The 25,651-nt window shown below is 40.5% G+C and carries 28 protein-coding genes and 1 tRNA gene; 6 read left to right on the forward strand and 23 right to left on the reverse strand.

Annotation, left to right across the window (positions count from 1 at the left end):
• Positions 1–267: 267 nt before the first annotated feature.
• Both epsA and M301_RS11480 read left to right on the forward strand, forming a co-directional pair.
• Entirely contained in the window at positions 268–1,053 is a 786-nt protein-coding gene (gene epsA / locus M301_RS11475; RefSeq protein WP_041360127.1) for an XrtB/PEP-CTERM-associated transcriptional regulator EpsA, read from the forward strand.
• Positions 1,053–2,495, forward strand: a complete 1,443-nt coding sequence (locus tag M301_RS11480; protein WP_013148951.1) for an undecaprenyl-phosphate glucose phosphotransferase — start codon at positions 1,053–1,055, stop codon at positions 2,493–2,495. Before epsA ends, M301_RS11480 begins: the two co-directional genes overlap by 1 nt.
• A gap of 583 nt (positions 2,496–3,078) precedes the next feature.
• Here the strand turns inward: M301_RS11480 and M301_RS14300 are convergent.
• The 6 genes from M301_RS14300 to M301_RS11510 all read right to left on the reverse strand — a co-directional run bounded on the left by M301_RS14300 (position 3,079) and on the right by M301_RS11510 (position 8,199).
• A complete protein-coding gene (locus M301_RS14300) occupies positions 3,079–3,582 on the reverse strand; it encodes an FxDxF family PEP-CTERM protein (protein WP_013148952.1) in 504 nt (167 codons plus the stop codon).
• A gap of 157 nt (positions 3,583–3,739) precedes the next feature.
• Positions 3,740–4,480 (reverse strand): PEP-CTERM sorting domain-containing protein, encoded by a 741-nt coding sequence (locus M301_RS11490; protein ID WP_013148953.1) that lies wholly within the window; start codon positions 4,478–4,480, stop codon positions 3,740–3,742.
• Between the two features lie 272 nt (positions 4,481–4,752).
• On the reverse strand, positions 4,753–5,655 hold the full coding sequence (cyoE, locus tag M301_RS11495) for a heme o synthase (protein WP_041360130.1): 903 nt from the start codon (positions 5,653–5,655) through the stop codon (positions 4,753–4,755).
• A 49-nt stretch (positions 5,656–5,704) separates the two neighbouring features.
• Positions 5,705–6,712 carry a COX15/CtaA family protein gene (locus tag M301_RS11500; RefSeq protein ID WP_013148955.1) on the reverse strand — a complete coding sequence of 336 codons (1,008 nt, stop codon included), beginning with the start codon at positions 6,710–6,712 and terminating at the stop codon, positions 5,705–5,707.
• Positions 6,713–6,714: 2 nt separating this feature from the next.
• Entirely contained in the window at positions 6,715–7,326 is a 612-nt protein-coding gene (locus M301_RS11505) for an SCO family protein (protein ID WP_013148956.1), read from the reverse strand.
• A 69-nt stretch (positions 7,327–7,395) separates the two neighbouring features.
• A complete protein-coding gene (locus M301_RS11510) occupies positions 7,396–8,199 on the reverse strand; it encodes an SURF1 family protein (RefSeq protein ID WP_013148957.1) in 804 nt (267 codons plus the stop codon).
• A 43-nt stretch (positions 8,200–8,242) separates the two neighbouring features.
• On the opposite strand from M301_RS11510, the gene M301_RS11515 reads away from it, so the two are divergent.
• Positions 8,243–8,443, forward strand: coding sequence for a twin transmembrane helix small protein (locus M301_RS11515; RefSeq protein WP_013148958.1), 201 nt, complete (start codon positions 8,243–8,245; stop codon positions 8,441–8,443).
• A 73-nt stretch (positions 8,444–8,516) separates the two neighbouring features.
• Here the strand turns inward: M301_RS11515 and M301_RS11520 are convergent, their stop codons facing one another.
• From M301_RS11520 to M301_RS11545, 6 genes are all read right to left on the reverse strand, one after another.
• Positions 8,517–9,422, reverse strand: a complete 906-nt coding sequence (locus tag M301_RS11520; RefSeq protein ID WP_013148959.1) for a cytochrome c oxidase subunit 3 — start codon at positions 9,420–9,422, stop codon at positions 8,517–8,519.
• A gap of 96 nt (positions 9,423–9,518) precedes the next feature.
• Positions 9,519–10,106, reverse strand: coding sequence for a cytochrome c oxidase assembly protein (locus M301_RS11525; RefSeq protein ID WP_049769977.1), 588 nt, complete (start codon positions 10,104–10,106; stop codon positions 9,519–9,521).
• A 167-nt stretch (positions 10,107–10,273) separates the two neighbouring features.
• Positions 10,274–11,866 carry a cytochrome c oxidase subunit I gene (gene ctaD / locus M301_RS11530; protein ID WP_013148961.1) on the reverse strand — a complete coding sequence of 531 codons (1,593 nt, stop codon included), beginning with the start codon at positions 11,864–11,866 and terminating at the stop codon, positions 10,274–10,276.
• Between the two features lie 66 nt (positions 11,867–11,932).
• Positions 11,933–13,105: a cytochrome c oxidase subunit II gene (gene coxB, locus M301_RS11535; protein ID WP_013148962.1), complete on the reverse strand. Its 1,173-nt coding sequence runs from the start codon at positions 13,103–13,105 to the stop codon at positions 11,933–11,935.
• Between the two features lie 20 nt (positions 13,106–13,125).
• A complete protein-coding gene (locus M301_RS11540) occupies positions 13,126–13,605 on the reverse strand; it encodes a DUF2244 domain-containing protein (protein ID WP_013148963.1) in 480 nt (159 codons plus the stop codon).
• 308 nt (positions 13,606–13,913) lie between these two features.
• A tRNA-Leu gene (locus M301_RS11545) sits at positions 13,914–14,000 on the reverse strand.
• A gap of 62 nt (positions 14,001–14,062) precedes the next feature.
• On the opposite strand from M301_RS11545, the gene queA reads away from it, so the two are divergent.
• Entirely contained in the window at positions 14,063–15,115 is a 1,053-nt protein-coding gene (queA, locus tag M301_RS11550; RefSeq protein ID WP_013148964.1) for a tRNA preQ1(34) S-adenosylmethionine ribosyltransferase-isomerase QueA, read from the forward strand.
• A 91-nt stretch (positions 15,116–15,206) separates the two neighbouring features.
• Positions 15,207–16,085 carry a hypothetical protein gene (locus tag M301_RS11555; RefSeq protein WP_013148965.1) on the forward strand — a complete coding sequence of 293 codons (879 nt, stop codon included), beginning with the start codon at positions 15,207–15,209 and terminating at the stop codon, positions 16,083–16,085.
• 132 nt (positions 16,086–16,217) lie between these two features.
• On the opposite strand, the gene M301_RS11560 is transcribed toward M301_RS11555, so the two are convergent.
• The 11 genes from M301_RS11560 to arfB all read right to left on the reverse strand — a co-directional run bounded on the left by M301_RS11560 (position 16,218) and on the right by arfB (position 24,389).
• The gene (locus tag M301_RS11560) at positions 16,218–16,730 is read right to left on the reverse strand and encodes a DUF1097 domain-containing protein (RefSeq protein ID WP_013148966.1); all 513 of its coding nucleotides are present in this window, start codon (positions 16,728–16,730) and stop codon (positions 16,218–16,220) included.
• A gap of 209 nt (positions 16,731–16,939) precedes the next feature.
• Entirely contained in the window at positions 16,940–17,569 is a 630-nt protein-coding gene (locus M301_RS11565; RefSeq protein ID WP_013148967.1) for a lytic transglycosylase domain-containing protein, read from the reverse strand.
• A 6-nt stretch (positions 17,570–17,575) separates the two neighbouring features.
• Positions 17,576–19,297, reverse strand: coding sequence for a proline--tRNA ligase (locus M301_RS11570; protein WP_013148968.1), 1,722 nt, complete (start codon positions 19,295–19,297; stop codon positions 17,576–17,578).
• A 109-nt stretch (positions 19,298–19,406) separates the two neighbouring features.
• Positions 19,407–20,024 (reverse strand): hypothetical protein, encoded by a 618-nt coding sequence (locus M301_RS11575; protein WP_013148969.1) that lies wholly within the window; start codon positions 20,022–20,024, stop codon positions 19,407–19,409.
• Positions 20,005–20,511 carry a TPM domain-containing protein gene (locus M301_RS11580; RefSeq protein ID WP_013148970.1) on the reverse strand — a complete coding sequence of 169 codons (507 nt, stop codon included), beginning with the start codon at positions 20,509–20,511 and terminating at the stop codon, positions 20,005–20,007. The genes M301_RS11575 and M301_RS11580 overlap by 20 nt, the downstream gene beginning before the upstream one ends.
• Positions 20,511–21,389, reverse strand: coding sequence for a TPM domain-containing protein (locus M301_RS11585; protein ID WP_013148971.1), 879 nt, complete (start codon positions 21,387–21,389; stop codon positions 20,511–20,513). Before M301_RS11585 ends, M301_RS11580 begins: the two co-directional genes overlap by 1 nt.
• 38 nt (positions 21,390–21,427) lie before the next feature.
• A complete protein-coding gene (locus M301_RS11590) occupies positions 21,428–22,027 on the reverse strand; it encodes a LemA family protein (protein ID WP_013148972.1) in 600 nt (199 codons plus the stop codon).
• A gap of 130 nt (positions 22,028–22,157) precedes the next feature.
• Positions 22,158–22,790, reverse strand: coding sequence for a uracil-DNA glycosylase family protein (locus tag M301_RS11595; RefSeq protein ID WP_013148973.1), 633 nt, complete (start codon positions 22,788–22,790; stop codon positions 22,158–22,160).
• Between the two features lie 34 nt (positions 22,791–22,824).
• The gene (rimI, locus tag M301_RS11600; protein WP_013148974.1) at positions 22,825–23,286 is read right to left on the reverse strand and encodes a ribosomal protein S18-alanine N-acetyltransferase; all 462 of its coding nucleotides are present in this window, start codon (positions 23,284–23,286) and stop codon (positions 22,825–22,827) included.
• On the reverse strand, positions 23,283–23,972 hold the full coding sequence (gene tsaB, locus M301_RS11605) for a tRNA (adenosine(37)-N6)-threonylcarbamoyltransferase complex dimerization subunit type 1 TsaB (protein ID WP_013148975.1): 690 nt from the start codon (positions 23,970–23,972) through the stop codon (positions 23,283–23,285). Before tsaB ends, rimI begins: the two co-directional genes overlap by 4 nt.
• Positions 23,973–23,978: 6 nt before the next feature.
• Complete coding sequence (gene arfB, locus M301_RS11610; protein WP_013148976.1) at positions 23,979–24,389, reverse strand: alternative ribosome rescue aminoacyl-tRNA hydrolase ArfB; 411 nt, start codon at positions 24,387–24,389, stop codon at positions 23,979–23,981.
• A 163-nt stretch (positions 24,390–24,552) separates the two neighbouring features.
• Between arfB and M301_RS11615 the strand changes: the two genes are divergently transcribed.
• A complete protein-coding gene (locus M301_RS11615) occupies positions 24,553–25,608 on the forward strand; it encodes an acyltransferase family protein (RefSeq protein ID WP_013148977.1) in 1,056 nt (351 codons plus the stop codon).
• Positions 25,609–25,651: the final 43 nt, after the last annotated feature.

Genomic DNA, 25,651 nt, shown 5'->3' on the forward strand with positions numbered 1-25,651 from the left:
TTTCATTTAGCACCCAAAGTTACTCTAATACTGGGACAAGCCTTGCCAAGTTTCACCATACAACATTTGTAACTATTATAGTAGATAAAAGTTGGCACGTTTAATGCATAATACGCACTGCATCTATTAATTTTACAAAGTATTACCATTCAAAATATTTCTGTTTGATAATATAACCTTTAAACATCACTTTCAATAGTCCGAATGCATCTATAACCAAATATAATGACTGCTGAAAGGGTTTTTCCACTTGAAAAGAAACCTTACATGATAATAGAAGAGCATTTAATGAATAGGCGTGAGTCAGGACTCAAGAAGCTCATTCAAGAGTCTTTGCATATTCGTTCACATGTTGAGTTGCTATTTTGGTTGCAAGGCGATTTCCAACGCTATATTCCTCACGAAGTAATGATTGCTGCTTGGGGTGACTTCTCACTGGGAATAGTATATGTTGATATTGTTTCAGCACTTCCTGGTGTTAGAACTGGTAAGATTTCCAGCAAAAACTTAACGGCACTATTACAAAGTCTTTTTAAATATTGGCTTGAAAATTCCAAGTCGCCTTTCACCCTCAACGTAGATAAAGGTATATTTCACGAGCACGAGTTAGGCTGTATTGAAGCTAATATTAACCTACAAAAAATGAAATGTGCTATCGTTCATGGTATAAAAGATTTTAGGGGCGGACATGACTGCTTATATGTTTTCATTAATGCTTCAGCTAGAATACTTAATCGTACCAGTAAGATGATGCCAGTGTTTCTGCCCTACATCGATTCGGCTCTAAGACAACTAGAACACCTGCCTGAGCAACTTCCAGTTGTGCAATCGATACAGAACGAATCAGAAAGTGAATTTATTGATATACTCTCAGACAGAGAGTCCGAAATTATGCTTTGGGTTAAAATGGGTAAAACCAATCACGAGATAGGAATGATACTTAACATCAGTGCATTCACTGTTAAGAAACATTTGCAGCGTATTTTTAAAAAATTAGATGTTTTAAATCGAGCGCAAGCTGCCACAAAATATAATCGAATATACCAATCTTAATGAGCAATAAAAACCAACTTCCTCTCGTTCGTAAAGCATCAGGCATTAGACTAGCACGCGACAACATTCTTTCAATAACAGAGTCACTAACAGACCCATTAGTAGCAGTTATCGGATTATGGGCAGTTGCTTTTATTCAAGAAGGCCAACTAAGCCCAATATACCTTTTCCTTTCACTGATTATCTTTTTCCTCTCGTATCCAGGGGAGTCCAAACTAAGTCTCCCGATCAACAAGGCTGTAATGAATATAGTCTTCACTTGGATTATGCTATCCTCATTGCTGATACTCTTTGCGTATACCACTCGTTACATGTATTTGTTTTCCACTCAGACTATTGTTTTATGGGTGGTTCTAACACCAATCATGCAAATACTTGCACTACTGCTTCTTAGAAGCATAGCGCCACTTATCATGACACTTCAAGGCCCCGTTAAGCAAGCTGTAGTTGCTGGCATTAATGAACAGAGCATCGAGCTTGCGCTTAGATTAAATGATACGAAACTTCAATCCACGAATATTATCGGATTTTTCGAGGATCGAACTTTAAAGCGTGTTGCGGAAAATACGGACATCGACGTATTGCTTAACGGCAATATTGGCGTTTCAATTCTAGGAAAAATCGATGAATTGGCTGATTACATTAAAACGCATCAAGTTAATGTAATCTATTTATCCCTGCCAATGTCTGGTCACCCGCGCATACTTAAGTTGCTTGACGATCTTAAAGATACTACGGCTTCAATTTATTTTATCCCTGATATCTTCATGACAGACCTGATTCAAGGACGCATGGGGCAAATTGATGATATTCCTGTTGTTGCTGTATGCGAAACACCGTTCACAGGCTTTAATGGCGTTATCAAACGCACAGCAGACATTGCATTTTCATTAGCAATACTCATATTGATACTGCCAATACTTATTATTATTGCAATCGGCGTTAAGTTAAGCTCACCGGGACCAGTTATTTTCAAACAACGCAGATATGGTCTAGACGGAAAAGAAATACTTGTCTATAAATTTAGATCAATGTCTGTTTGTGAAGACGGTGGCGCAGTGACTCAAGCAACAAAAAATGATCAGCGCGTTACAAAGCTTGGCGCCTTCCTACGCAAATCATCCCTAGATGAATTACCACAGTTTATCAATGTACTCCAAGGTCGCATGAGTGTAGTTGGGCCACGCCCACACGCTGTTTCTCATAATGAAATGTATCGCAAGCTGATCAAGGGCTATATGATTCGTCATAAAGTTAAGCCGGGTATCACAGGATGGGCTCAAGTGAATGGATTACGCGGAGAGACAGAAACACTGGATAAAATGAAGGCACGTATTGATTTTGACTTAGAATATCTCCGCAATTGGAGTCCTAAATTAGATATATACATTGTGTTTAGAACTGTAAGCGTTGTATTTAAGGGGGAGAAGAATGCTTATTAAATACCTTATATATCTCACTTATTTCTGCTTTGGTAAACTTGCTAGCTTAGTTACTGCATTAGTAGTAACTAAGACAGTATAAATACCCAGCTGCGGTGTCAGCGGCATAATTTTTTGCGTGCGCGCATTCACTAGCAAATGTGATTTGACTATGCGTCATATAGCTTAAGACTACATAAAATATAATACTTGGGTTTGTATACAATACGCAGTTGGGGAATAACCTAACATTAGTTTAGGCGATTCTGTAAGTCCATTAAGTGTATTTACACTGCAATATTTCTATCCAATTAATATACCTACTGAAATATTTAGAGCACTAGCTAAGCTTATTGCCGATGTGATTTCGGAGATTTTGTATGTTTGCTATAGTTAAATACGTATGAAATATTTTTGCAGTCTTCAAACTATTGATGCAATGGGAATATTTAGTCAGCTGAATATTTACATGTATTAGCAACCTGACTTTAACGACCAAATTACTTACAAATGCCATAGCAATAAGCATTCGTACAACAAAAAGCCCATTCACTGAATGGGCTTTTTTGTTACAACTACTAACAGATTTATCTGTTAAAGAAGCTTATACAGATTTACGACGGCGCGCTACAAAACCCATTAAACCCAAACCTGCAAGCATCATGCCATATGTTTCTGGCTCAGGAACAGCTGAAACTGACAATGTACCTGCATATTTTGCAGCACCAACACTAGTACCAGCAATATGCAAAGCATAGCTACCTGATAATGTTGAGCCATCAAAGTAACCAAAACTAGCTTTTGATCCGTCAAAAACTGTTCCAGCAATCACCGTGACATGAGTGATGGCATCAACAAGATCAAAGCTTGTAAAAGAAATACTTTTGCCAAATTTATCAGCTACTGAACCAGATAGAGTGCCGATTAAATCACTAAACGATAGTGGTAGTGGAATGTAGTCATCTACGGAACCAGTAAAATGACCTGTAAATGTGTAACCATCTGAAACCGCAACTGCGGTATCTACTGTTGCACTAGCACTTGTTGATAAAGAAGCTGCAACTAAACCAGCAGCTAAAACTAAAGTTCTTAACTTTAAAGATTTCATGATATTACCCCTAATTAAATATTAAAAAATTAAACCGAAAATACTGTTGAATCTAACTTTTTTAAAACCGACAAAAATTGCTATAAAACTTAATCTCACTGAAAACCATTAGACCTTATTAGCTGTTAGCGAACAATAGTCCATACGTACTAAGCTATTAAGCTTGCTTATTTCTACGTGTCATAAAGCCCACACCCAAAAGACCGATCAGCATCATGGCGTAAGTTTCTGGCTCTGGCACTGCAGATACACTAATCAAAGTGAAATCAGATTGATTCGTACATGAACCACCCGCCTTGCCACATACACCAGGAAGCGCAGTGAATGAGAGCGACTTAACACGAACATTACCAAACGGGTCACTAATACTCCAAACGCCACCTTTGCCATCTTCAGCCTTGCTTAAATTCACAAAACTACCTAAACCCGTCCAAATACCGGTAGTTTTTCCCGTAGCTGTAAATGTAAAGCTGTGCACTGAATTATCGAAATACGTTGCGGTAATCTGCGCTTTTTCATTCACATCACCGTATTCTGGACCATCAAACAATAAACCCAATGTGAAGTTTTTAATGAATATACTATGAGAAAAACTGGCATTAACAGACTCACCAATATCAATCTCTCCAGGTGTTCTTTCTGAACCAGACTTTGGAGAAACGCCTACACCTTGATAGCCATCTTGTGCAGGCTTATAACTAAATTTACCATCACTTGCACCTACTTTTGCAGAGAAAGTAGTGTTAATATCACCTAGGAAAGTCGTTGAGTAGCTGCTACCTGTACCGAAATTTGTACCGTAGATAGTGTTGAAAGTGTTGGCTGTAGCGTTGGCTGCTAGCGATGTGCTTGTTAAAGCGGCTAATAAACCCAATTGTATAAGTTGACGTGTTTTCATGATTCATCCAATATTTAGCAAGTTTGTGAAAAGCATCTAATTAGTTTTAGCCTGCTTTAAGTACAACCACATATTACTAAATTGGATTTATTCGACAATAGCCCGTTAGTACTAACGACAATTGTCCGTTAGTCCATTAGTACTAACGGCATGAAATTTGTGTGAGATTCACATCGATTTAGCGCCATTTGCATCAATACTCGAGCCAAATAAAATCAACATTTACTGCAGCTTAAGTATTTAATATATTTATTTCAATTAATCCAATCGAGCTAAAACACCCAATAGTGATCAATTAACAGCGCTGCAAAAAGCAGTGTTAAGTAAATGATCGAATACTTGAATGTTCTTTTAGCGAGATCATCAGAATAATGACGATAAAGACCAATCACGTAGGCCATAAAAATCACGTTCAGAATAATTGCTGAGACTAAATAGAATAACCCGCTCATTCCAAGCCCATAAGGCATGAGTGATACCGCGACCAAAATAATGGTATATAGCAATATATGTAATAGGGTAAATGCTTCGCCATGCGTCACTGGTAGCATCGGCATGCCTACTTTTGCGTATTCTTCACGTCGATATAATGCTAGCGCCCAAAAGTGGGGAGGTGTCCAAGCAAATATAATCAAAAACATGATCAATGACTCTGGTGAAACGTTATTGTTGACAGCAGCCCAACCGAGTATTGGTGGCATAGCGCCCGATGCACCGCCAATGACGATATTCATCGGAGTGGCTGGTTTTAAAAATACTGTATAAATAACTGCATATCCTACAAATGTCGCGAAAGTTAGCCACATGGTAAGTGGATTAACGTAAAAATACAAAATGGCCAAACCAGTACTGCCGAGTATGGTGGCGAATATTGTGGTTTGCGTTGAAGAAACTTGCCCTGTAGGCAAAGCACGCGCACGTGTACGCGCCATAATCGCGTCAATTTTATGCTCTATTAGACAGTTAAATGCGGCAGCAGCGCCAGAAGCGAACGCAATACCAATAGTTGTTGCAATTAGTAATGGCCAGTACATAGGCAGTTCAGCAGGTTTAGCGAGATACATACCGATAATCGCGGTAAATACAATAAGCGACGTGACTCTAGGTTTACATAGCGAGAAGAAGCTTTTAAAGCTTAGTCCTATATTTTGCACAGCGTTGACAACATTACTCATTTTACTTTCTCGCTTGTTTTCATTTAATTCAACTATCATTGATTAATCTCTACTTTTTGTATCCAGTTATTTTGGAGTTAATTGTCACTAAAATAATGATCAATAACCCAGCTGTAAAATTGTGCGCAACGGCTAATACTAAGGGTAAATGTAATAATAGGTTAGCGATACCTAATGAGATTTGAGCACAAAGAACAATCAATAAAATAACCGCTAAGCGTTTCAACTGCCAGTACTTTAAGATATTGTGTACTAATAAACCCAAGTAAATGAAAGTGATTAAAGCACCTAATCTATGTGTCCATTGTATAGCCGTGATGGATGCGAGTGTTAATGCTCCACCATTAGCGCCTTGGCCAAGCTCCCGTACCATGTGGAACGCATCTTTAAAGTCCATTTCTGGAAAAAATACACCGTGACATGTTGGGAAGTCTGTACAGGCTAAAGCGGCATAATTAGTGCTAGTCCAGCCGCCTAAAAAAATTTGCATAAACAGTACCAATAATCCAATGCGAATCGCGACTCTTAATCGAGTTGAGGTGATGATAGTGGCAGAGTAATGCCCCCAATGCCGATGCGCTAGCCAAGTGAGTATAGCTAACGTAGACATTCCCCCAAGCAAATGCGAACTAACAATGGCAGGTTTTAGTAACATTGTTACGGTCCACATGCCAAGCATAGCTTGAAATGCAATTAATATAAGTAAGAAGCTTGGCGTCCAAGGTGAGCATTTGATTTCTCGTTTAGCCTTCCAGCCAAGGGCAAAAATCGCCAATACGATTAAACCTAAAGTACCTGCAAAGTAGCGATGAATCATTTCTCGCCATGCTTTAACAACTACAATCATATTGCTTGGATAAGCACTTTGTGCGCTGGCAATAGCCGCCTCACTTTGTGGCACCGTAAGTGTGCCATAGCATCCTGGCCAGTCTGGACAGCCTAAGCCCGCATCAGTAAGTCTAACGTATGCGCCTAGCACAACAACACCCAAAGCGAGCATAGCGCCTATCAAGACTAACGTTCTGAACCATTTAAAACTTTTTGAATTTCCGTACATGCTTAACCTGCCCAAGAATATCTTAATAAGCGAGTTATATCTTTACGCACATCTGCCAAAGGAAAACTTGCGGGATAACTCATCATAAAATAACCCAGTGAATCCACTAAGTAGATTCGATCACTGCTCATTGGATTTTCTGCTTTAACTTGAAACTCCTGAGCAAGATTCGAAACGTTGGCTTCTGGTTTATTAATGATAATTAAGTCAGGGTAATCATTTTTAATCTTCGCAACATCCTGTGTATTAGTAATCAGCACACGCTGTGCGCGCTCAATGTCCTTGTAAAGAGAAACATGTAGTTGACGTAAATCGTGTAGTTTATTCAAACAAGTTTGTTCACAATGATCGGCCACATAAACAATACTCCATTTGGTTTTCCAGAACTGATCTGTCAGCACTAAGCCTTGATTATCCGTGAGTTCTTTTGGATTGCTTAATAAGCGCGGTGGATTAACCAACTCACCCAAGCTATTGCCATTTGGTTTCCAGTTAAATTGATACATCAATATCACCACGATGACAGGCACTACAAAAAATACCACCATCAACATAAACACCTTACGGCCTTTACTTTGTATTTCCAATTCAGTTAATTGTTTCTCGTTTTGCATGTATCGCTCTAATAGTAAAATTGATAATTAATAATGAAGGCCTTGACTCATACGTTGCGTCTAATTTGTTTACAGATTATCCGCATTAATTTCTGATCTAACTTTAGTTGTGCTCACATAAATAAATATTAACAATGCAGTAAATGCGAAACCAAACCATTGATACGCATAGCCTAGATTACTCGTAATTCGTTCAGCGGGAATCTGCCAGTTTCTTACAAACCCACCCGCATGACTATCTTGATCTAGCTTTATAGCCAACTCTGAAACTACCAACGGCACGCTTTGTTTATACTTTGCCATATTCATGTTCTGCCAAACTTGCTGCCAAGGCTGATTAACAGATTGAGCATTGGCTGTAGATTGGTTATCAGAACTCTCCAGAGTAAAAATCTTTTTACTAGGCACCCATATCTGGCCGGTTAGCGTTTGCTTGCCTGCTGGAGTACTAAAAACTGGCAACTCGGTATGCGTATCCTTACCTAATATCCAGCCCCGATTGACCAGCACATACTCATTAGCATTATCGATTTTTAGTGGCGTAATCACATGATAACCCACCCTGTCACCCTCGACTTGATTGTCTAACAAAAACTGATACTTTGTTTCATACACACCCTGTACAGTCACTTTCTTGTACTTCCAATCCTCAACATTGATAGCTTTACTGTCAGTTAGACCTAATGGAAATTTCAAAGCCTCATCTAGCTTTGCCTGATCATAGGCTTCGTGTATAGCCTGCTTTTGTTGTGCTTTGTTGTATTGCCATAAGCCAAGCTTAATAAACAATGGAATGCATATGAAAGTAACAGCCACGCCAACTAAAGTCGGCTGAAAAACATAGCGGTACATTCTAAATTGCAATTGTTTCATTAGAGTCTCATAATGCTTATTTAAAGATTAATTGGACAAAGTTATGTTAATAAAGATCATTGTTGTATTAACTTTAATTGTTATTGTTGGCAGTTTATTTTCTGCTCTATTCTTTTTATCTAAGGACAAAACCGGTGGTGATAGAACCGTTAAAGCATTGACTGTTCGAATTGGATTGTCAATTCTATTATTTATTCTTTTATTAATTGCTGGAAAGTTTGGTTTGATTGGCCACCCGCTTTAAATCATTATTAGTCGATTAATAAAACAAAATAAAAAGGGCGATGCTGTTGCATCGCCCTTTTTATTTAGATGATTTACAGCCAGTATACGAAAATAAACAGACCCAACCACACCACGTCAACAAAGTGCCAATACCAAGCAACACCTTCAAAACCAAAGTGATGTTCAGGTGTGAAATGACCCTTCATGCAGCGAATCAAAATGACAATCAACATGATAGTTCCAAGCATCACGTGGAAGCCATGGAAACCAGTTAACATAAAGAAGCTAGCGCCATAGGCACCCGACCTCAATGTTAAACCCATTTCTGTATAGGCCTCATGGTATTCCATTGCTTGGCATGCTAAGAATGAAATACCAAGCGCTACCGTAAGTGCCATGCCAATAATTAACTGCTTACGATTGTTTTTAATTAACCCCCAATGCGCCCAAGTAATAGTTGCACCTGAAGTTAGCAGTAAAGCGGTATTGATGGCTGGTAAGCCCCACGCTTGCATTGGATGTAGTATGCCGGGTTTATACTCGGATCCAAGCACTACGCCACCAGGACCAGATGTAGGCCAAGCGCCCAAGAAGTCTTTATAAGGCGTAATGTCTAGGTCATAACCAGCTAAATCAGGAATTGAAATAACGCGCATATAAAATAATGCGCCAAAGAATGCCGCAAAGAATGCAACTTCAGAGCAAATAAATACAATCATACCAATACGAAATGACTTATCTTCCCAGCCCTTAAACTTACCAGTTATATTTTCAGTGATGACTGAGCCCATCCACTTAAATACCATAGCTAGAATAAGAAGCGCGCCTAATATCATCATCCATTTACCAGGTGCTTGCAAATACGCTAACTCTTTACTTCTATCGGTTGCTACACTAAAAATAAAACCTGATGCTAACGATAGTAAGCCTACAGAAATGATAGACGGATATACGCTACCGTGAGGTACATAATATTGATTGTTAGAATGTGTCGCCATGCAATAACTCCTGTGCATTTTTATAAATATTTTAAATTCACAATGGCTTATAGCCGCCATTTCCTCGCCTGAAACTACTTACACTTATTACTAATTCTATTTACTTTGACTCACTGCTGGAAAGAATGAATATGACAATGTCATATCAGATACATCTTTTGGCAGTTCAGGGCTTACAAAAAACCTTAATGGCATTTCTTTTTCTTCGCCTGGTTTGAGTGATTGCCTTACAAAACAAAAACACTCAATTTTTTTAAGATTAGCTGCTGCTATACCTGGCGTGATGCTTGGTACTGCTTGACCAACGACCACTTCATTTGTAATATTTTTTGCCACAAATAGCACTGTTTCTATCTGCCCAGGATGCAGTCTAATACTGGTCTGCTTAGGATAGAAATTCCAACCTAATCCTGGCATCACACTTGAAGTAAACTGTACAGTTACCCATCTAGTGTTATCAACTTTAGCTTTAGCCACTAAGGCAGCAGTGTTTTGTGTCTTGCCATTTAAGCCAGTAAGACTACATAAAACGTCATACAAAGGCACTAATGCAAAGGCAAACAGTAAAGACCCAACAACTAACCACAATAACTTACGCACTAATTTTTTGTTTTTTAAATCTAACTGCTCTTTAGCTGTTAAATTTTGAGGTGCTTCTACTTTCGGCTCTTCAATTAATGCCATATTGAAAACATAGACACCACATACCAAATCAAAGCAATGCCCCCTAAAACTAATGCGATCTTTTTATTGCTACGTTTAGTTTTCGCTTCTTGGTCGTTCATATTTACCCGAGTCATATTCTTATTACTAAACAGCTAGGCCCAATTTTATGAACCTAGCTGGTATATTTATTTAATTACTGGTTGCTCAGTAAAGCTATGGTAAGGCGGTGGTGAAGGTAACGTCCACTCCAAACCTTGCGCACCTTCCCACACTTTGTCAGTTGCTTTTTTACCGCCTCTTGCACAACTTACAATGTTGTAAACAAATAGCAACTGTGACAGACCTAGTGTAAACGCTGCAATTGATGAAATCATATTGAATTCAGCAAACTGCAATGCATAGTCTGGAATACGACGTGGCATACCAGCTAAACCTAAGAAGAACTGAGGAATAAAGGTCATATTGAATGAAATTGCAGTCAGCCAGAAATGTAGTTTACCTAATTTCTCACTATACATATGACCAGTCATTTTTGGTAACCAGTAATAAGTCCCTGCCATAATCCCCATAATGCCACCGGCAAAAAGCGTGTAGTGGAAGTGAGCTACCACGAAATAACTATTATGATATTGCGCATCAGCTGCTACATCGGCCAACACCAAACCAGTTAAACCACCAATACCAAATAATATAATCCAACCCACTGCAAATAACATAGGTGTTTCAAAGCTCATAGAGCCTCTCCACATGGTTTTAATCCAACAGAAGAACAATACCGCTAATGGTAATGAAATTGCCATCGTGCTATACATAAAGTAAAGCAAAGCAGGCACAGGCATACCAGCAGTAAAGAAGTGATGCGCCCAAACAACCACTGCTAAAGCACCGATACCCCATAGTGAATATACTTGAGCCTTGTAGCCGTACATAGGTTTACGTGAGAATGTTTCTAGAATTTGTGGAATGAAACCCCATACTGGTAATAACAAAATATACACTTCAGGGTGGCCAAAGAACCAGAACAAATGTTGGAACATGATTGGGTCACCGCCGCCAGCTGCATCAAAGAAATGCGTACCGAAGTGACGATCAGTCAGTAGCATAGTCACAGCACCAGCTAACACAGGAATAGTCGCAATCAACAAGAAAGCAGTAATTAACCAACCCCATACAAACATTGGCATTTTCATTAATGTCATGCCAGGAGCGCGCATATTAAATACAGTCACAATCACATTGATAGAACCAAGTACTGAAGAAATACCTAACAAATGAACTGCAAAAATCGCGAAATCAACGCCTATGCCACCCTGCACAGATAGCGGTGGGTAGAATGTCCAACCGGTTGCTAAAGCACCATCACCAATACCAAATAAAGCAAGTGTGAATGGTAAGGTTAAAAGAATTGCTGAAGGAGGAAGTAGCCAGAAACCCCAGTTATTCAAACGCGGTAAAGCCATATCAGGCGCACCGATTTGTAATGGAATCATCCAGTTTGCAAAACCGGTCGCTGCTGGCATTAATGCCGCAAAAATCATGATAAGCGCATGAACACCAATCAATTGATTAAAAAACTCTGGATTCATCAATTGCAAACCTGGCTTAAATAACTCGGCACGAATACCTAAAATCATCGCACCGCCCACAAAGAACATGATCAGTGAAAACGTTAAGTACATCGTCCCGATGTCCTTATGGTTCGTGGTGGTTAGCCAACGCATAATCCCTGTCGGATGTTCAGCATGATCATCATGATGTGCTACCGTTGTTGTACTCATTGCTTTCTCCTAATTACTCAAACTAAATAACTAATAGTTAATGCTTAAAATTTTAATCGCGCTTATTTACTGACGCGCCGCTTTTACTTGCGAAGGTTGCAACACGTCGCCAACACTATTACCTAAAGCATTACGTTCATAGGTAATGACAGATGCAATTTCAGTATCGTTCAACAATGCTTTCCATGATGGCATGACATTTTTACCATTTAAAACACGATCCAAATGACTATCTTTTAAATATTTTCCATCAGCACCAAAAATTGAACCATTAGCGATTTTACTACCTGTTAATGCTGGGAATGCTGGAGGAAGACCAGCGCCTGTTACTTGGTGACAAACAGCACAGTTTTTCTCATAAACACCTTTACCATTTGCAATTAAATCATCTTTCGTCCACTCTTTGTCAGCACCTGCAGAAGCTTTGGCCAACTCATCTTTCTTAGTGGCAACCCAAGTTTTATATTCCTCTGCTGGCACCGCATCTACTACGATAGGCATATAACCATGACCTTTGCCGCATAGCTCTTTACATTGACCGCGATAAGTACCTTCTTTTTCAACTTGAACCCATGTTTCACGAAGAAAACCAGGCACTGCAACGCGTGAAGAGCCAAATTGAGGAACCCACCAGTTATGTAATACATCTGTAGAGGTCATCAAAATACGTACCTTTTTACCTACTGGTAAAATTAAGTGATTATCCACTTCAAGTAAGTAGTGTTCATCTTTTTTACCATCAAAACCCTTATCAGTCTGCTCTTTAGGTGTTGATAGGTTACTTACAAATTTAATTCCTTTAGCGTCACCATCCAAATACTCATACTGCCAGCGCCATTGTGAGCCAGTGATTTTGATGACCATATCTGCTTTTTCGCGCGTATTCTCCATCATGATCACGCTGTGATAAGCGGGTATACCCATAATAACGAAGTCAATTAATAGAAGAATTGCAAATGGGATCAGCGTCCAAAAAATCTCGACTGCTGTAGATGGCGCTTTATCAGCAACTGCTTTAAAGCCTTTACTCTTGCGATGCGCAAAAATAGAATAAATCATGATAGCTAATACAGAAACAAAAATAGCCATAGAAATCAGCATGAACTTGTTATGCACATGCAAAGTATCTAATGCCATAGGGGTAGCTGGTGTAGGGAAATTCCATGAATAATCAGCAAAGGCGCTGAATGAAACCAGCATTGCTGAAACACCTAAACCAATTTTTCTAAATACCTGCATAAAACATGCTCCAAAACTAATTAATCAATATTTTTTAATTTTTGTTTGAGCTCACACGCCAATAGGGCACGCTGCTCGTCATTCATAAAGTTTTTACCGAACTCAACTTCTTTTCCATGCGAACGAATAAAAAGTCCGCTCTTACCAATTATTCCACCAACACTTGCAACTTCACGCAAACTAACTTGCGCCCAATGCCTCTGAAAAACTGTTGTAGTGACTTCTTTATAATCTCTTTTTTCTACAACAATACTGTCATTCTGTATGGTAATGCTTTCAAAATCACCTGAATGCAAATAGATATAATGAAAAGCGTACGCAAATGCCACTATTTCCAAGCCCGCAAATGGCAACACCAACCAAGCACCTATGCGAGCGAAACCGAAACCTACTACTAAAACTATGCCTGCCAATGCCAAAAGAAGCTTAACTCCGGCTTTAGGCGTAAGTGAATTATTATGTCTAGCAATGATTTTGTAACCTAAATCAGTTATCGCCATAGACCGTCCTTCATCCAGAAAACTTATTTAGTTAAATTTTCTTACACTTCTTTGACATGCGACAATTTGACGCATGTCAAAAGTATCATAAAAAGCAATCTGGCTCAAGCGAAAAGTTACACTTATGTAACAATTTAGAAATACTAATACAACATTAATGTGAATATTTAGCTGCACGGATTAGGAATATTGATAAGAACACACCGTAATTAACTTACGTTTTAAACGTGCAAATTCAATACATTAGCTTGAATTTTCAGAAAATAGACAAAAAAATGGCCTACAAAAATGTAAGCCATAGTTTTATTTGGTGCCCGGGGCCGGAATCGAACCGGCACGCTGTTGCCAGCGCGGGATTTTGAGTCCCGTGCGTCTACCAATTCCGCCACCCGGGCATTTGGGAATATACATTACTGTATAATTGCAACGGTCGCCATTATAGCAAGCTATAGCATTTATGAGAACAGAAGATTTCAATTTTTATTTACCTGACGCATTAATTGCGCAGCACCCCACCGCTGAGAGAACGGCCAGCCGTATGCTGCACCTCAATAGTAGTAAAGGTGAACTAGCTGATAATATGTTTATCAACTTACCGGAACACCTGCAAGCCGGTGATTTATTAGTGTTTAATGACACGCGCGTCATCAAAGCTCGCTTATTTGGCGTGAAACATACAGGCGGCAGTGTTGAAGTCATGATTGAACGGGTGATTAATCAACATACCGCATATGCGCAAATTAGAGCATCACGTGCGCCTAAAGTTGGCACTCGCTTAACTTTATCAAACGCTTTTGATGTTGAAGTTACTGCACGACACGACGATTTATTTGAACTTCTTTTTTTAAGTGAAACCTCTGTATTAGATTTACTGGAACAACATGGCGCCTTGCCTTTGCCTCCGTATATAACGCATAGCGCCACTAGTGATGATGAAGAGCGTTATCAAACGGTTTTCAGCAAACATCTAGGTGCGGTGGCCGCTCCAACCGCAGGTTTGCACTTTAACGATGCCATGTTAGATACACTGAAACAAAAAGGCATCAACATTGCTTATGTTACCCTGCACGTTGGCGCTGGTACTTTTCAACCTGTGCGAGTGGATAACATTAATGAGCATAAAATGCACAGCGAGCTTTATAGTATTTCACAAGCAACCATTGATATGATCAACGCCACTAAGACAAATGGCGCAAAAGTAACAGCCATTGGTACGACTGCCCTTCGAGCTTTAGAAAGCGCTGCTAGAGTGACTGAATTTAACACTAATGGCAATCTTCAAGCGGGTAACGGCGATACCGATATATTCATTACGCCAGGTTATCAATTTAAAGTAGTGGATCGGCTATTTACCAACTTTCATTTACCTAAAAGCACCCTACTCATGTTAGTGTCTGCGTTTGCGGGGATGGATAATATTAAAAAAGCTTATGAACATGCTATTAATGAGCATTACCGCTTTTTTAGTTACGGCGATGCCATGCTGATCGAGAAGCACCCTGCAGCATAAATTTGAATTGAACGATTCAGAACAATAGGCTGACTAAACTCAGTCTTGGTTTAAACCTAACGTTATATACTAAGTTTTAAAAGAAAGAATAATGATGCGTATTTCTAAAGTGATAGTTTCAATTGCATTTGCTACCGCGCTACAAACCTCACAAGCAGCGATTTTTCCTGAAGCGCAAGTTGGTATTAAAATCCCACTGACACAAAAACCAAGCACACGCCCAATGACGGTGGCTTATATCCCTAGCTTAAAGCGTTACTACATTGCTGACGGTGGGTTAGCTCCTATGGGTAGCGATACAGAGGCGCCAGTTTCCAGATCTCAAATTCATGCTTATGACAATGAAGGTAAATATATTAATTCGGCAAAACCTGGTTATGACAACCGCTCAATTTATTACAACTCAAACTCTAACAAACTAGAAACCATCACTTACAACATTTCTAGTTTCGGTGGATTCTCTCCAAATACTGGCATCTTCTCAATTGACCTGACAGAAACAGGCGAAGTAAAAGACACCTCTTCTGATGTATTTGGTTTTAATCCTGCTTTTGGTGACGCCAATACCATGCCTAGCTATAACGCAGAAAAGAACCTGTATTATGCAAAGCAAGGACGAAGCAATAAAGTACTGGTAGTCGACTTAAAAGTCAGAGAACAAATCAGTGAAATTAATTTGGATCTCACTAAAGCTGGCGTAGCATTTGATGATGTTAGCGATTTTTTTGTGGCTTATACTGGCATTAAAGGTGAAGAGTTCGAGTTACTGGATATCGACCACAAGGCCGTACTTGTATTTGATTTAACTGGCAAATTCATAGGTAAAAGCGAGCTACCCAAAGACTTAAAATTACGCTCACATAATCATCTAAATGGCGCTGGGTATGCTAATGACATGTTGTTTGTATACCATGAGTCTGAAGGTGAGTTTGGCACTTATTATGGCTTTAAAGTACAAAAAGCCAACTAGCCATAAAGAATGATCAAGTCTCATAAACAAAAAACCGCCACTGAAGGCGGTTTTTTTCAATCTCACTTAAAAGCTTAGATTAATTCACTATTAACTTAATTTACGACTTAAGTAAGACTTATTTAGTTCTGATTACTTACCAAGCATGCCAGCTAACTTACCTGAAAGCATACCAAATATTGCACCAATGATTGTAGAAACAATCACTAGCAGCACTGGGTTGGTCAAATTCATTGCCGTTGAGTTAGCTGCAGTGCCTGCAGTTAAGGCCAAGCCGGCAGTTGCCGCATAGCCATATACGTTTGCAGGAACAACTGACAGCAAGTTGATACCTGCCACAATCACAAGCACGAACACAGTCACTGCAATAATTACAGGGGCAGCTAATGCGCCTAACGCAGCCAACATACCAGAGCTCACTAGATACAAAGCAATACCTGCGATTACCGCGCCAAAAGACATACCCGCTATTGTTTTTTGTAACGCTGCGTTATCGCCGCCTGTGTGAAAGTAACAACCCCATGCAATAAAGCCAACCCATACTAACGCAATTGGCGCAGCTCCACCCAGCGGACCCAATGCTAAAAATGCCCATACCCCACCTAAAACAGCAATACTTAGTGCTAATGCAGTTAATTTCGACATACTTTTCTCCTAATTATTATATTGAGTAGCAAGTTTTTCGAACAGCAACGTCATACGCTGGGCTTATTGGAATAGTGCAAATTTTGCCTTAGTCATATAAACGCTAGGGGCATACTGAATGATTTTTACAGAAATGTAAACTTTTTTGAGGTGGTTTTTAGCACTAATCTAGTGCCAGAACTAGGCTAATTGAGAAAACAGCTAATAATTTAGGTGTTTTTTGGTGCGTAATTCCAGTTTTTGGTCGAATAATCCCAATTCTTGCGCCAAGCACCAAGTACCATATTTGGGTACTGAGGCTTGCCCAGACTGCCGTTATAACGACCTAAAGCACGATATAGATCACCATGCTCAATATCAATATAATGCCTTAGAATTGTGCAGCCATAACGTAAGTTGGTACGTAAAAGAAATAAGTTATGATCTGTTGCACCAATGCTGCGCGCCCAAAATGGCATCACCTGCATAAACCCCCGTGCGCCTACTGAGGATAATGCATATTTCTTAAAGCCACTTTCAACTTGAATCAAACCCAATACCATTTGTGGATCTAACCCTGCACGAGTTGCTTCATAGTGAACGGTGCGAAGCAAATCCTCACGATAATTGGTATCGGGGATGCGCTTTTGCAAGCGCCGTGACATCTCGTTCAGCCAAGCCTCACCTTCTTCTGGGCTAGAAAAAGTGAGTGTTGGTACAGCTTTATCACTAATGCTGCGCTGCATCATCGCTTTTACGCTGTTAGACAACGGCTCTTCAATCTGTGCGCCAGCATAGCTATTGATTGAGGCCAAAGCTCCAATCAATACCAGCAAACAGATTTGAATATTTTTAAGCATATTTGATTATAGTGCCACTTTTTGCATAAACTCAACTACATTCTTCAATGCAACCATCTGCGCTTCCGCATCAGTTCGACCTTTATACTCCACTGTGCCATCAGCCAAGCCGCGCTCACCTATGACTAAGCGATGTGGAATACCCATTAAATCTGCCTCAGCAAACATCACGCCTGGGCGCTCACCTCTATCATCAAGCAATGCTTCGATGCCTGCCGCATTCAAATCAGCGTATATCTTATTCGCTGCAGCTGAAACAGCCTCTGACTTATCATAACCAATCGGACAAATTGTCACGGTAAACGGTGCCATGCTTTTTGGAAAGATGATTCCGCGCGCATCGTTACCTTGCTCAATTGCCGCACCGACAATCCGTGAAACGCCAATACCATAACAACCCATTTCCATGACTTGCGTTTGGCTAGCCTCATCAAGATAAGTCGCATTCATCGCTTCAGAATACTTAGTGCGCAACTGGAATATATGTCCAACTTCAATACCTCGGCAAAGTGACAATATGCCTTTGCCATCAGGGCTAGCATCGCCTTCCACCACATTTCTAATATCCGCAACTAAACTTGGCTCTGGTAAATCACGCCCAAAATTAACACCGCTCAGATGGTATTTTGGTTTATTAGCGCCACAAACAAAATCACTCATCGCCGCGACTGTTCTATCTGCAATCACCCGCACATGTGCGCCAACGCCTACTGGTCCAATAAAGCCTGGTGGGCATTTTAAATTCTCGCGGACTTCCTCTTCAGTAGCGAATCTGAAATCATGCAAACCATCCAATTTATTCACTTTAATTTCATTCATGCGATGATCGCCACGAATAAGTAATAAATTAAACTGTGTGCTGCCATCCTCAAGCGTTGCGATTAATGCCATCGCTTTAATCGTGCGATCTAGTCCTATATTAAGCAATGCTGCCACCTCTTCACAAGAGGTTTGTTTTGGCGTTTCAACATCCCGCATCACTTCTGTTGCAGCACCACGAACATTAGGCGCCAATGCTTCGGCCAACTCTACATTGGCTGCGTAATCTGATGTATCACAATACGCCAAGCCATCCTCACCTGAGTCAGCAAGGACATGAAACTCATGAGAACCATCGCCGCCTATAGCACCTGTATCGGCTTTGACTGCGCGAAACTTTAGACCTAAGCGATTAAAAACATTGCTGTACGCTTGATACATATTGGCATACGTGGTTTCTAAAGAGGCAAAATCAGTATGGAAAGAGTAAGCATCTTTCATCATAAACTCACGCGCACGCATCACGCCAAAACGTGGGCGAATTTCATCGCGAAATTTGGTTTGAATTTGGTAGAAATTTAGCGGCAACTGCTTGTAGCTGCGCACCTCTGAACGTGCGATGTCAGTAATCACTTCTTCATGCGTTGGACCAAAGCAAAACTCACGTGAATGGCGATCGGTAATCTTAAGCATTTGTGGGCCAAATACTGCCCAGCGACCTGTTTCATCCCATAACTCACGTGGTTGAACTGCTGGCATTAACAACTCTAAAGCACCAGCCTTGTTCATTTCATCACGAACGATTGTTTCAACTTTACGCAGCACGCGCAGACCTAGTGGCATCCAACTATACAAACCAGAACCTAGACGTTTAATCAGCCCTGCACGCACCATTAGAATATGGCTAGGCAACTCTGCATCGTTTGGAGCTTCTTTTTGGGTGTTGAAGAAAAATTGTGAGGCGCGCATGGTGGTATCGAATCTGAGCAAAAATCAAAGACCGAATTTTACATTTAATCAGTCATTTAGTCAGCAATTGTTATAGCGCACTATCGCACTGCGCCACAAATAGAAAAATCTAGTGATGAAGAACAGGGCTGTCCTCAGGAATATAACCAGACTTCCAAAGCTCAAATGGCACTATCGTGGCGGGGATGCCGTTATCATAAAACCAGCTATCCACCGCAAAGCGTTCGCCCGTAGCTTTTTCGTGCATCACAGCCGTGGTGTGTGGCCAGCCATTAAAAAAGAAACTTCTTGTGCGCATATCTTCAGCTTCGTGCAGCTTAATCAATCCGTAATATTGCATCAAATGCATATAAGTCGTGGTGTTAATTGCCTCATCATTGCAATCTAACTGATCTGGAAATTTTGAATTACTGAAAGTACCCGCACGGTCGCCTGACGTACCTATCTTAGCGCCGACTATTGTTTCTAACATACCTATAGCATAGGCAATCTGCTGGCGCTCAAGTGTTGCATCATCTGCCTTGAATGCAAAAACAGAGACCACTTGAGTCCATTCTTGCGTGTTAATGGAGACATGCCTAATTTCAGCACAACCTCCGCCAAAACAAACATCTAAACCATCTAAAGTTGGCACTTCGCGATAAATTTTTGATATGTCAGAGAGTGCGGCTGTTGCATCAAACGAAGTCAATGATAAACAAATAAGACTAAATAACAATAGGCGCATTACTTAACTCATTGGTGTTTTCTGAATCTGAAGGAAAATGTCGATTCAAATGTTCGGCTATTTTTGCAATGCCTTGTAAAACGCCAAGCTCAAAATCACCGTGTTTGAAGTGCTTCTCCATCTCGCGACTGATTTGCTCCCATCCCTCAGTGCCCACATGATGATGAATGCCTCGGTCAGCGACAATTTCAAAGTCATGATCAGCCAACAGCAAATAAATTAACACGCCATTATTTTGTGCGGTATCCCACACATGAAATTTTGAGAAAATCTCGATGGCACGCTTTTTAGCCGACACATGTCTAACAATATCAAACGCATGTAAATTCGACTCAACCACAAAGCAAATTTCACCAAAATGTGTTTTCTCACTGGACGCAATCGCGCTTTCTATGCGCTGCATTGATTCTTTTGGAAAATATTTTTTAACAATACTAGGCCAAATAAATAAGTGTTTAGCTAACCGTTTCAAGCGTTTAAATGACATCACCAATCTCCTGACGCGCCACCGCCACTAAAACCACCGCCGCCGCCACTAAAGCTGTCATTTCCGCTACTGCTACCAAATCCACCGCCACCAAAACCACCACTGGAATATGTCCCGCCACCGCGCGTTCCATCAAAAATATAGGGCATGATTAAGGTAAAAACAAATGCCATGATGCCAACAAAAATTGACATGCCTAAGGTACCTAAAATGAACCAAGACACGCCTCCAATGATGCCAGCGGTAGCACCAGCACCAAAAAAACGACCTAAGACCGAGCTGAGAAAAGCACCAACCACCACACAGCCAATGACAAATAGCGCTAAGCTATTATCAAAGCTCATATTGACATGATTGGCATGAGGTGGAGGCGGTGCAAGCTTTTCACCATTAACCAAGCCCATCAATGTATCCGTAGCTTTATTAATTCCACCGTAAAAATCGCCCTGCTTGAAACTTGGTGACATCACCTCGCTAATGACTCGCTTGGCTATTAAGTCTGGAATTGCTCCCTCTAAGCCTTGGCCTACTTCAATCCGCATTTTATGATCATTTTTAGCCACTAATACAAGAATGCCATCATCTTGTTTTTCACGGCCTAATTTCCAAGCATCGACCACCCGAATACTATATTGCTCAATCTCTTCTGGCTTGGTGCTAGGCACAATCAACACGGCGATTTGACTACCTTTTTCCAACTCAAAAGCCTTAAGCTTTGCTTCCAATTGGCTTTGCTGATCTGAGGTAAGCGTTTGCGTTAAATCTGTGACGCGTGTTTGAAGTGCAGGAATAGCAACGAGTTCAGCATGCAGATTACACGTTGCAAATAACAGCATTGTGCAAACTGCAAACAGAATCGCTTTAATGTGAGTAATCACTTACTGCTCATTTAAAATGATTAGTAAAATTACAGAGGCTATTTCTTGTTACCAAAATCAACGGTTGGTGCAACTGAAATCGCTTTTTCATTTTCAACGGTGAATGATGGCTTAGTTTTGTAGCCAAACATCATTGCCGTGAGGTTTTGTGGGAATGAACGTATCGCAATGTTGTAAACTTTAATTGTTTCTATGTAACGATTACGCGCAACAGTAATGCGGTTTTCAGTACCTTCAAGCTGCGCTTGTAAATCTCTAAAACCTTGGTCTGCTTTTAAGTTTGGATAGTTCTCAGAAACCACCATTAAACGTGATAAAGCACTTGTTAACTGACCCTGTGCTGCTTGAAATCTAGCAAAAGCCTCTGGATCATTCAGCAACTCTGGCGTGACTTGCATACTACCTACTTTTGAACGTGCCTCAGTCACTTGTGTCAGCACATCTTTTTCATGTTCTGCATAACCTTTCACCACGTTCACCAAGTTAGGTACTAAGTCGGCACGGCGTTGATATTGGTTAAGCACTTCTGACCAACTGGCTTTTGACTCTTCATCGAGTGATTGAAAGTTGTTGTAGCCACAGCCACTTAGATTCAACAAAAGTAAAACTGTGAATAGCTTTAAGTAAATTTTTTGCATGTTCATTCCTTATGAATAAATCAAATTAAAAACTCAATGTACTGATAGTCATCATACTTGAGAAATGTTCTGTAACCATTTAGATTGCGCCTTATGCTCAATATTTCAAGACCTTACAATTCTAGTCGTTTTAACTATTTGCAACTTTTAAATCTTGTAAAATTTGCAGCCCCATACATAAATCACGCCAGACTTTTGCTTTATCTGCAGGATTTTGTAATAGGTGCGGCAAATCATAAGTAGCGATTAGAGTAACGCCATGCAATTGATGTAGCTTTCCACTCAAGTGCGTGATTGGCTCAGCAGATTGCAATATCATTTGTACCACCGCCTCGCCCATCGCAATCAACAACTTTGCTTGCATGTCTTTGATAGACGCTAAAATATCAGATGAAATTTCAGCAGGCTTTGTTTTAATTCGTAGTGCTTTGCCAATATTTTGAAATAACTGTAACTCTTCTGCGCTCATTGCGGCGTTTGGTAGCACAAATAGGTATTCGCCGTTTTCACTAGCAATATAGGAGAGTGTTGGCGACTCAATAGGTACTGGCGTTAAAGTATCTGAAGACTCCTCTATATTGACCAATGAGTCTTTTACAAATACGTCTTCCACTTGTACTTGCATGTCGGGTTTTAATTCGAGATCTTGAGGGGTTAAAACTCGGCTTACATCTTTTATCGCCGGAACTTCAGGTGCTGGTGCGCGCGACTGCCACACTGGCAGCAGCTCTAACTCCCGCATCATATCTTCACGCGTCATCATAGCTTTACTTTCAAGATACCAATCAAAGTGTCCATTAAAGTGCCAAACCCATTAACACCGCATCTTCACGACCATTTGCAGCAGGGTAATAGCCACGACGAACTGCCATTTCATTAAAACCCATATTCTCATATAAAGCGATGGCAGAAATATTACTTGGGCGCACTTCTAAAAACATATTGGCCATTTGATTACTTTTAGCAATACTCACCATATGCTCTAAAAGAGTGCGTCCTAAGCCTTGCTTTTGGTAGGGCTTTGCCACACTCAAATTAAGCAAATGGGCTTCATCCAACACTAGCATCATCAGTGAATACCCAATAATCTGATCATTTAACATCAATACCCAAGCGCTATAGCCAGAACTCAATGAATCGCTAAAATTGCCACGTGTCCATGGATACGGGTAAATCTGCGGCTCAATCACCATAATGGTATCCAAGTCGTCCAATTGCATAGGACGAAATTGATATTGTGTGTTTAGCACCGCACTCATAAACGTAAGCCTTGCTCGCGTTCTGCGGTTTTAAGTGCCACACGATTACGAATATACATAGGCATGGCTTCGCTTGCTGGTCTTGCTTCACCTTTTGCAAATATTGGTAAAGCAAGTTTAAGTATCGCTGCAGATGAGGGTAACTGATGCGGTTGCGTTGATTGCAATTGCTCTGCATAAACAGCACTTAATTGCTCAGCATAGGTTTGCCAACCACTACCAGCACCCACCCAACCTGCACCCTCAATAGCAGGCACTGCATCTGGTTTATATAATCCAGGTTCAATGATGCATCGCCATGTATCATCTATTTTTTCATACGCGGCATGATACACCTCACCCATGCGCGCATCTAAGCATGCGATTACTTTGTCTGCGCTGCTCGCTTCTGCCAGTGCTAATAGTGTGCACACACTAACCACTGGCAAATTAGCGCCAAAACCCAGTCCCTGTGCCACGCCAGCAGCAATACGCACACCTGTAAAGGACCCAGGGCCTGCACCAAATGCAACTCCTTGCAGATCACTTAGCTGTAATTCTGCGGAATCCAGCAAGGCTTGTATCTGCGGCAATATAATTTGCGAATGTGTTTGCCCTGCATTGCAATCATATTGAAAGGTTTCGCTTCCTTTTCGCAAGGCTAGCGATAGGTATTCAGTTGATGTATCAAAAGCTAATATGTTCACTTTAAATTAATGCTCATTTTTGTCAGATGCTATTTTGCCACGCATCTGCTTAATTTGCCCACGTTGTGTTTTACTTTCTAATCGTCGCTGTTTTGAACCGTAACTTGGTCGTGTCGCATAACGTGTAGGTTTTACTTGATTAGCCGCGTTAACAATTTCATGTAAGCGTACAGTAGCATCTTTTTTATTGGCTTCCTGCGTGCGATATTGCTGCGCTTTTAGCACCAAAATACCTTCAGCAGTAATCCGGTTATCTTTCAGATGCATCAAGCGTTCTTTAAGCCAATCGCTCAACGTTGACGCCTGAATATCAAAGCGCAAATGAATCGCGCTCGACACTTTATTCACATTCTGCCCACCCGCACCCTGCGCGCGTATTGCGCTCAGTTCATATTCAGTTTCGGGGATTAAAATCATAGGTTAAGTTTTTAACTATTTTAGAGTTGCTATATTAGGCGGTGATACAGTGATTAAAAGGCTATCAATAAGCGCCACATTGTACACAAGCCAAGCCGCATAATCGCCTAGAACACATTATAATCAGGACTACATGAATCAACACGATATGAATTAGCTTGCCATGAAAGACCATTTCAATCGTTTTCCGATTATCGATGCATTTAAAGCCATTGCTTCCCAGTTTATTGTTTTACATCACCTTGCCGCTTATGGCCCGATTTCAGATGCTGTGCAACAAATAGCGCCATCACTCATTACTTGGCTGTATGACTATGCACGGATGGCAGTGCAGATATTTTTTGTCATTGGCGGCTATCTTGCAGCGCGATCTGTTTTCAATAGTGGGAATAGCATCCGCCATTTACAAGTGAATCTAACGAATCGATATTTAAGATTAGTGATTCCATTCTTTTTTGCACTGGTACTTGCCATCCTTTGCGCTGTCATCGCACGCAATCTAGTGGATCATGAGTTTATTCCAGACTTTCCGAAGCTCTCTCAATTTTTGTCTCACGTATTGATGCTGCAAGGTGTTCTGGATTTTGACTCACTCTTAGCAGGCGCATGGTTTATTGCAGTTGATTTTCAACTGTTCTTTGTGATGCTTTGCATTAGCTGGCTTGGCGGGAAAGCGGCTAACTCTAAAAAGACAATTCTGATTATTATCACGCTTACAGCCGCCGCCTCTCTATTCTGGTTCAATCGTCACGAACGTTATGACGACTGGGCAATCTATTTTTTTGGTGCATATGGTCTGGGCGCAATCGCTTACTATGCGGGTCAACGGGAGCATTCAAACGCATGGCTTTGGTTAAATATATCAATTGCTATGACTGCAATTTTGATTGATTTCAGGTTGCGTATTCTGATTGCTGCACTGACCGCACTCGCTCTATTTTTTACTCGAAATGTGCATATCAAAGCGTATGTAAAACAACAAAGATTTATTCATTATTTAGGTTCGATTTCCTACGCTCTGTTTCTTGTACATTTCTCTGTTTTAATGTTAGCTAATGCAATTTTTAGCTGGCTAAACCTAAAAAACTCATTGCTAGCTTGCCTTTTTATGCTGCTCACATGGGCTGCCAGCCTAGTCCTTGCAGACTTATTTCATCGCAAAGTTGAAAAACCAACGACCTTATATTTAAAACAGAAAGTGCATAAAAATAAAGCCTAGTCATTGCTGGCTAGGCTTTAAGTGTATCAAAACATACTGCTTA

It is taken from the genome of Methylotenera versatilis 301 (genome assembly GCF_000093025.1).
In the GTDB taxonomy this organism is placed as follows: Bacteria; Pseudomonadota; Gammaproteobacteria; order Burkholderiales; family Methylophilaceae; genus Methylotenera; species Methylotenera versatilis.

Coding starts and splice junctions, on each gene's coding strand:
- epsA (WP_041360127.1), top strand. CDS start 268: ATGATAATAGAAGAGCATTTAATGAATAGGCGTGAGTCAGGACTCAAG.
- M301_RS11480 (WP_013148951.1), top strand. CDS start 1,053: ATGAGCAATAAAAACCAACTTCCTCTCGTTCGTAAAGCATCAGGCATT.
- M301_RS14300 (WP_013148952.1), bottom strand. CDS start 3,582: ATGAAATCTTTAAAGTTAAGAACTTTAGTTTTAGCTGCTGGTTTAGTT.
- M301_RS11490 (WP_013148953.1), bottom strand. CDS start 4,480: ATGAAAACACGTCAACTTATACAATTGGGTTTATTAGCCGCTTTAACA.
- cyoE (WP_041360130.1), bottom strand. CDS start 5,655: ATGAGTAATGTTGTCAACGCTGTGCAAAATATAGGACTAAGCTTTAAA.
- M301_RS11500 (WP_013148955.1), bottom strand. CDS start 6,712: ATGTACGGAAATTCAAAAAGTTTTAAATGGTTCAGAACGTTAGTCTTG.
- M301_RS11505 (WP_013148956.1), bottom strand. CDS start 7,326: ATGCAAAACGAGAAACAATTAACTGAATTGGAAATACAAAGTAAAGGC.
- M301_RS11510 (WP_013148957.1), bottom strand. CDS start 8,199: ATGAAACAATTGCAATTTAGAATGTACCGCTATGTTTTTCAGCCGACT.
- M301_RS11515 (WP_013148958.1), top strand. CDS start 8,243: ATGTTAATAAAGATCATTGTTGTATTAACTTTAATTGTTATTGTTGGC.
- M301_RS11520 (WP_013148959.1), bottom strand. CDS start 9,422: ATGGCGACACATTCTAACAATCAATATTATGTACCTCACGGTAGCGTA.
- M301_RS11525 (WP_049769977.1), bottom strand. CDS start 10,106: ATGGCATTAATTGAAGAGCCGAAAGTAGAAGCACCTCAAAATTTAACA.
- ctaD (WP_013148961.1), bottom strand. CDS start 11,866: ATGAGTACAACAACGGTAGCACATCATGATGATCATGCTGAACATCCG.
- coxB (WP_013148962.1), bottom strand. CDS start 13,105: ATGCAGGTATTTAGAAAAATTGGTTTAGGTGTTTCAGCAATGCTGGTT.
- M301_RS11540 (WP_013148963.1), bottom strand. CDS start 13,605: ATGGCGATAACTGATTTAGGTTACAAAATCATTGCTAGACATAATAAT.
- queA (WP_013148964.1), top strand. CDS start 14,063: ATGAGAACAGAAGATTTCAATTTTTATTTACCTGACGCATTAATTGCG.
- M301_RS11555 (WP_013148965.1), top strand. CDS start 15,207: ATGATGCGTATTTCTAAAGTGATAGTTTCAATTGCATTTGCTACCGCG.
- M301_RS11560 (WP_013148966.1), bottom strand. CDS start 16,730: ATGTCGAAATTAACTGCATTAGCACTAAGTATTGCTGTTTTAGGTGGG.
- M301_RS11565 (WP_013148967.1), bottom strand. CDS start 17,569: ATGCTTAAAAATATTCAAATCTGTTTGCTGGTATTGATTGGAGCTTTG.
- M301_RS11570 (WP_013148968.1), bottom strand. CDS start 19,297: ATGCGCGCCTCACAATTTTTCTTCAACACCCAAAAAGAAGCTCCAAAC.
- M301_RS11575 (WP_013148969.1), bottom strand. CDS start 20,024: ATGCGCCTATTGTTATTTAGTCTTATTTGTTTATCATTGACTTCGTTT.
- M301_RS11580 (WP_013148970.1), bottom strand. CDS start 20,511: ATGTCATTTAAACGCTTGAAACGGTTAGCTAAACACTTATTTATTTGG.
- M301_RS11590 (WP_013148972.1), bottom strand. CDS start 22,027: ATGCAAAAAATTTACTTAAAGCTATTCACAGTTTTACTTTTGTTGAAT.
- M301_RS11595 (WP_013148973.1), bottom strand. CDS start 22,790: ATGATGACGCGTGAAGATATGATGCGGGAGTTAGAGCTGCTGCCAGTG.
- rimI (WP_013148974.1), bottom strand. CDS start 23,286: ATGAGTGCGGTGCTAAACACACAATATCAATTTCGTCCTATGCAATTG.
- arfB (WP_013148976.1), bottom strand. CDS start 24,389: ATGATTTTAATCCCCGAAACTGAATATGAACTGAGCGCAATACGCGCG.
- M301_RS11615 (WP_013148977.1), top strand. CDS start 24,553: ATGAAAGACCATTTCAATCGTTTTCCGATTATCGATGCATTTAAAGCC.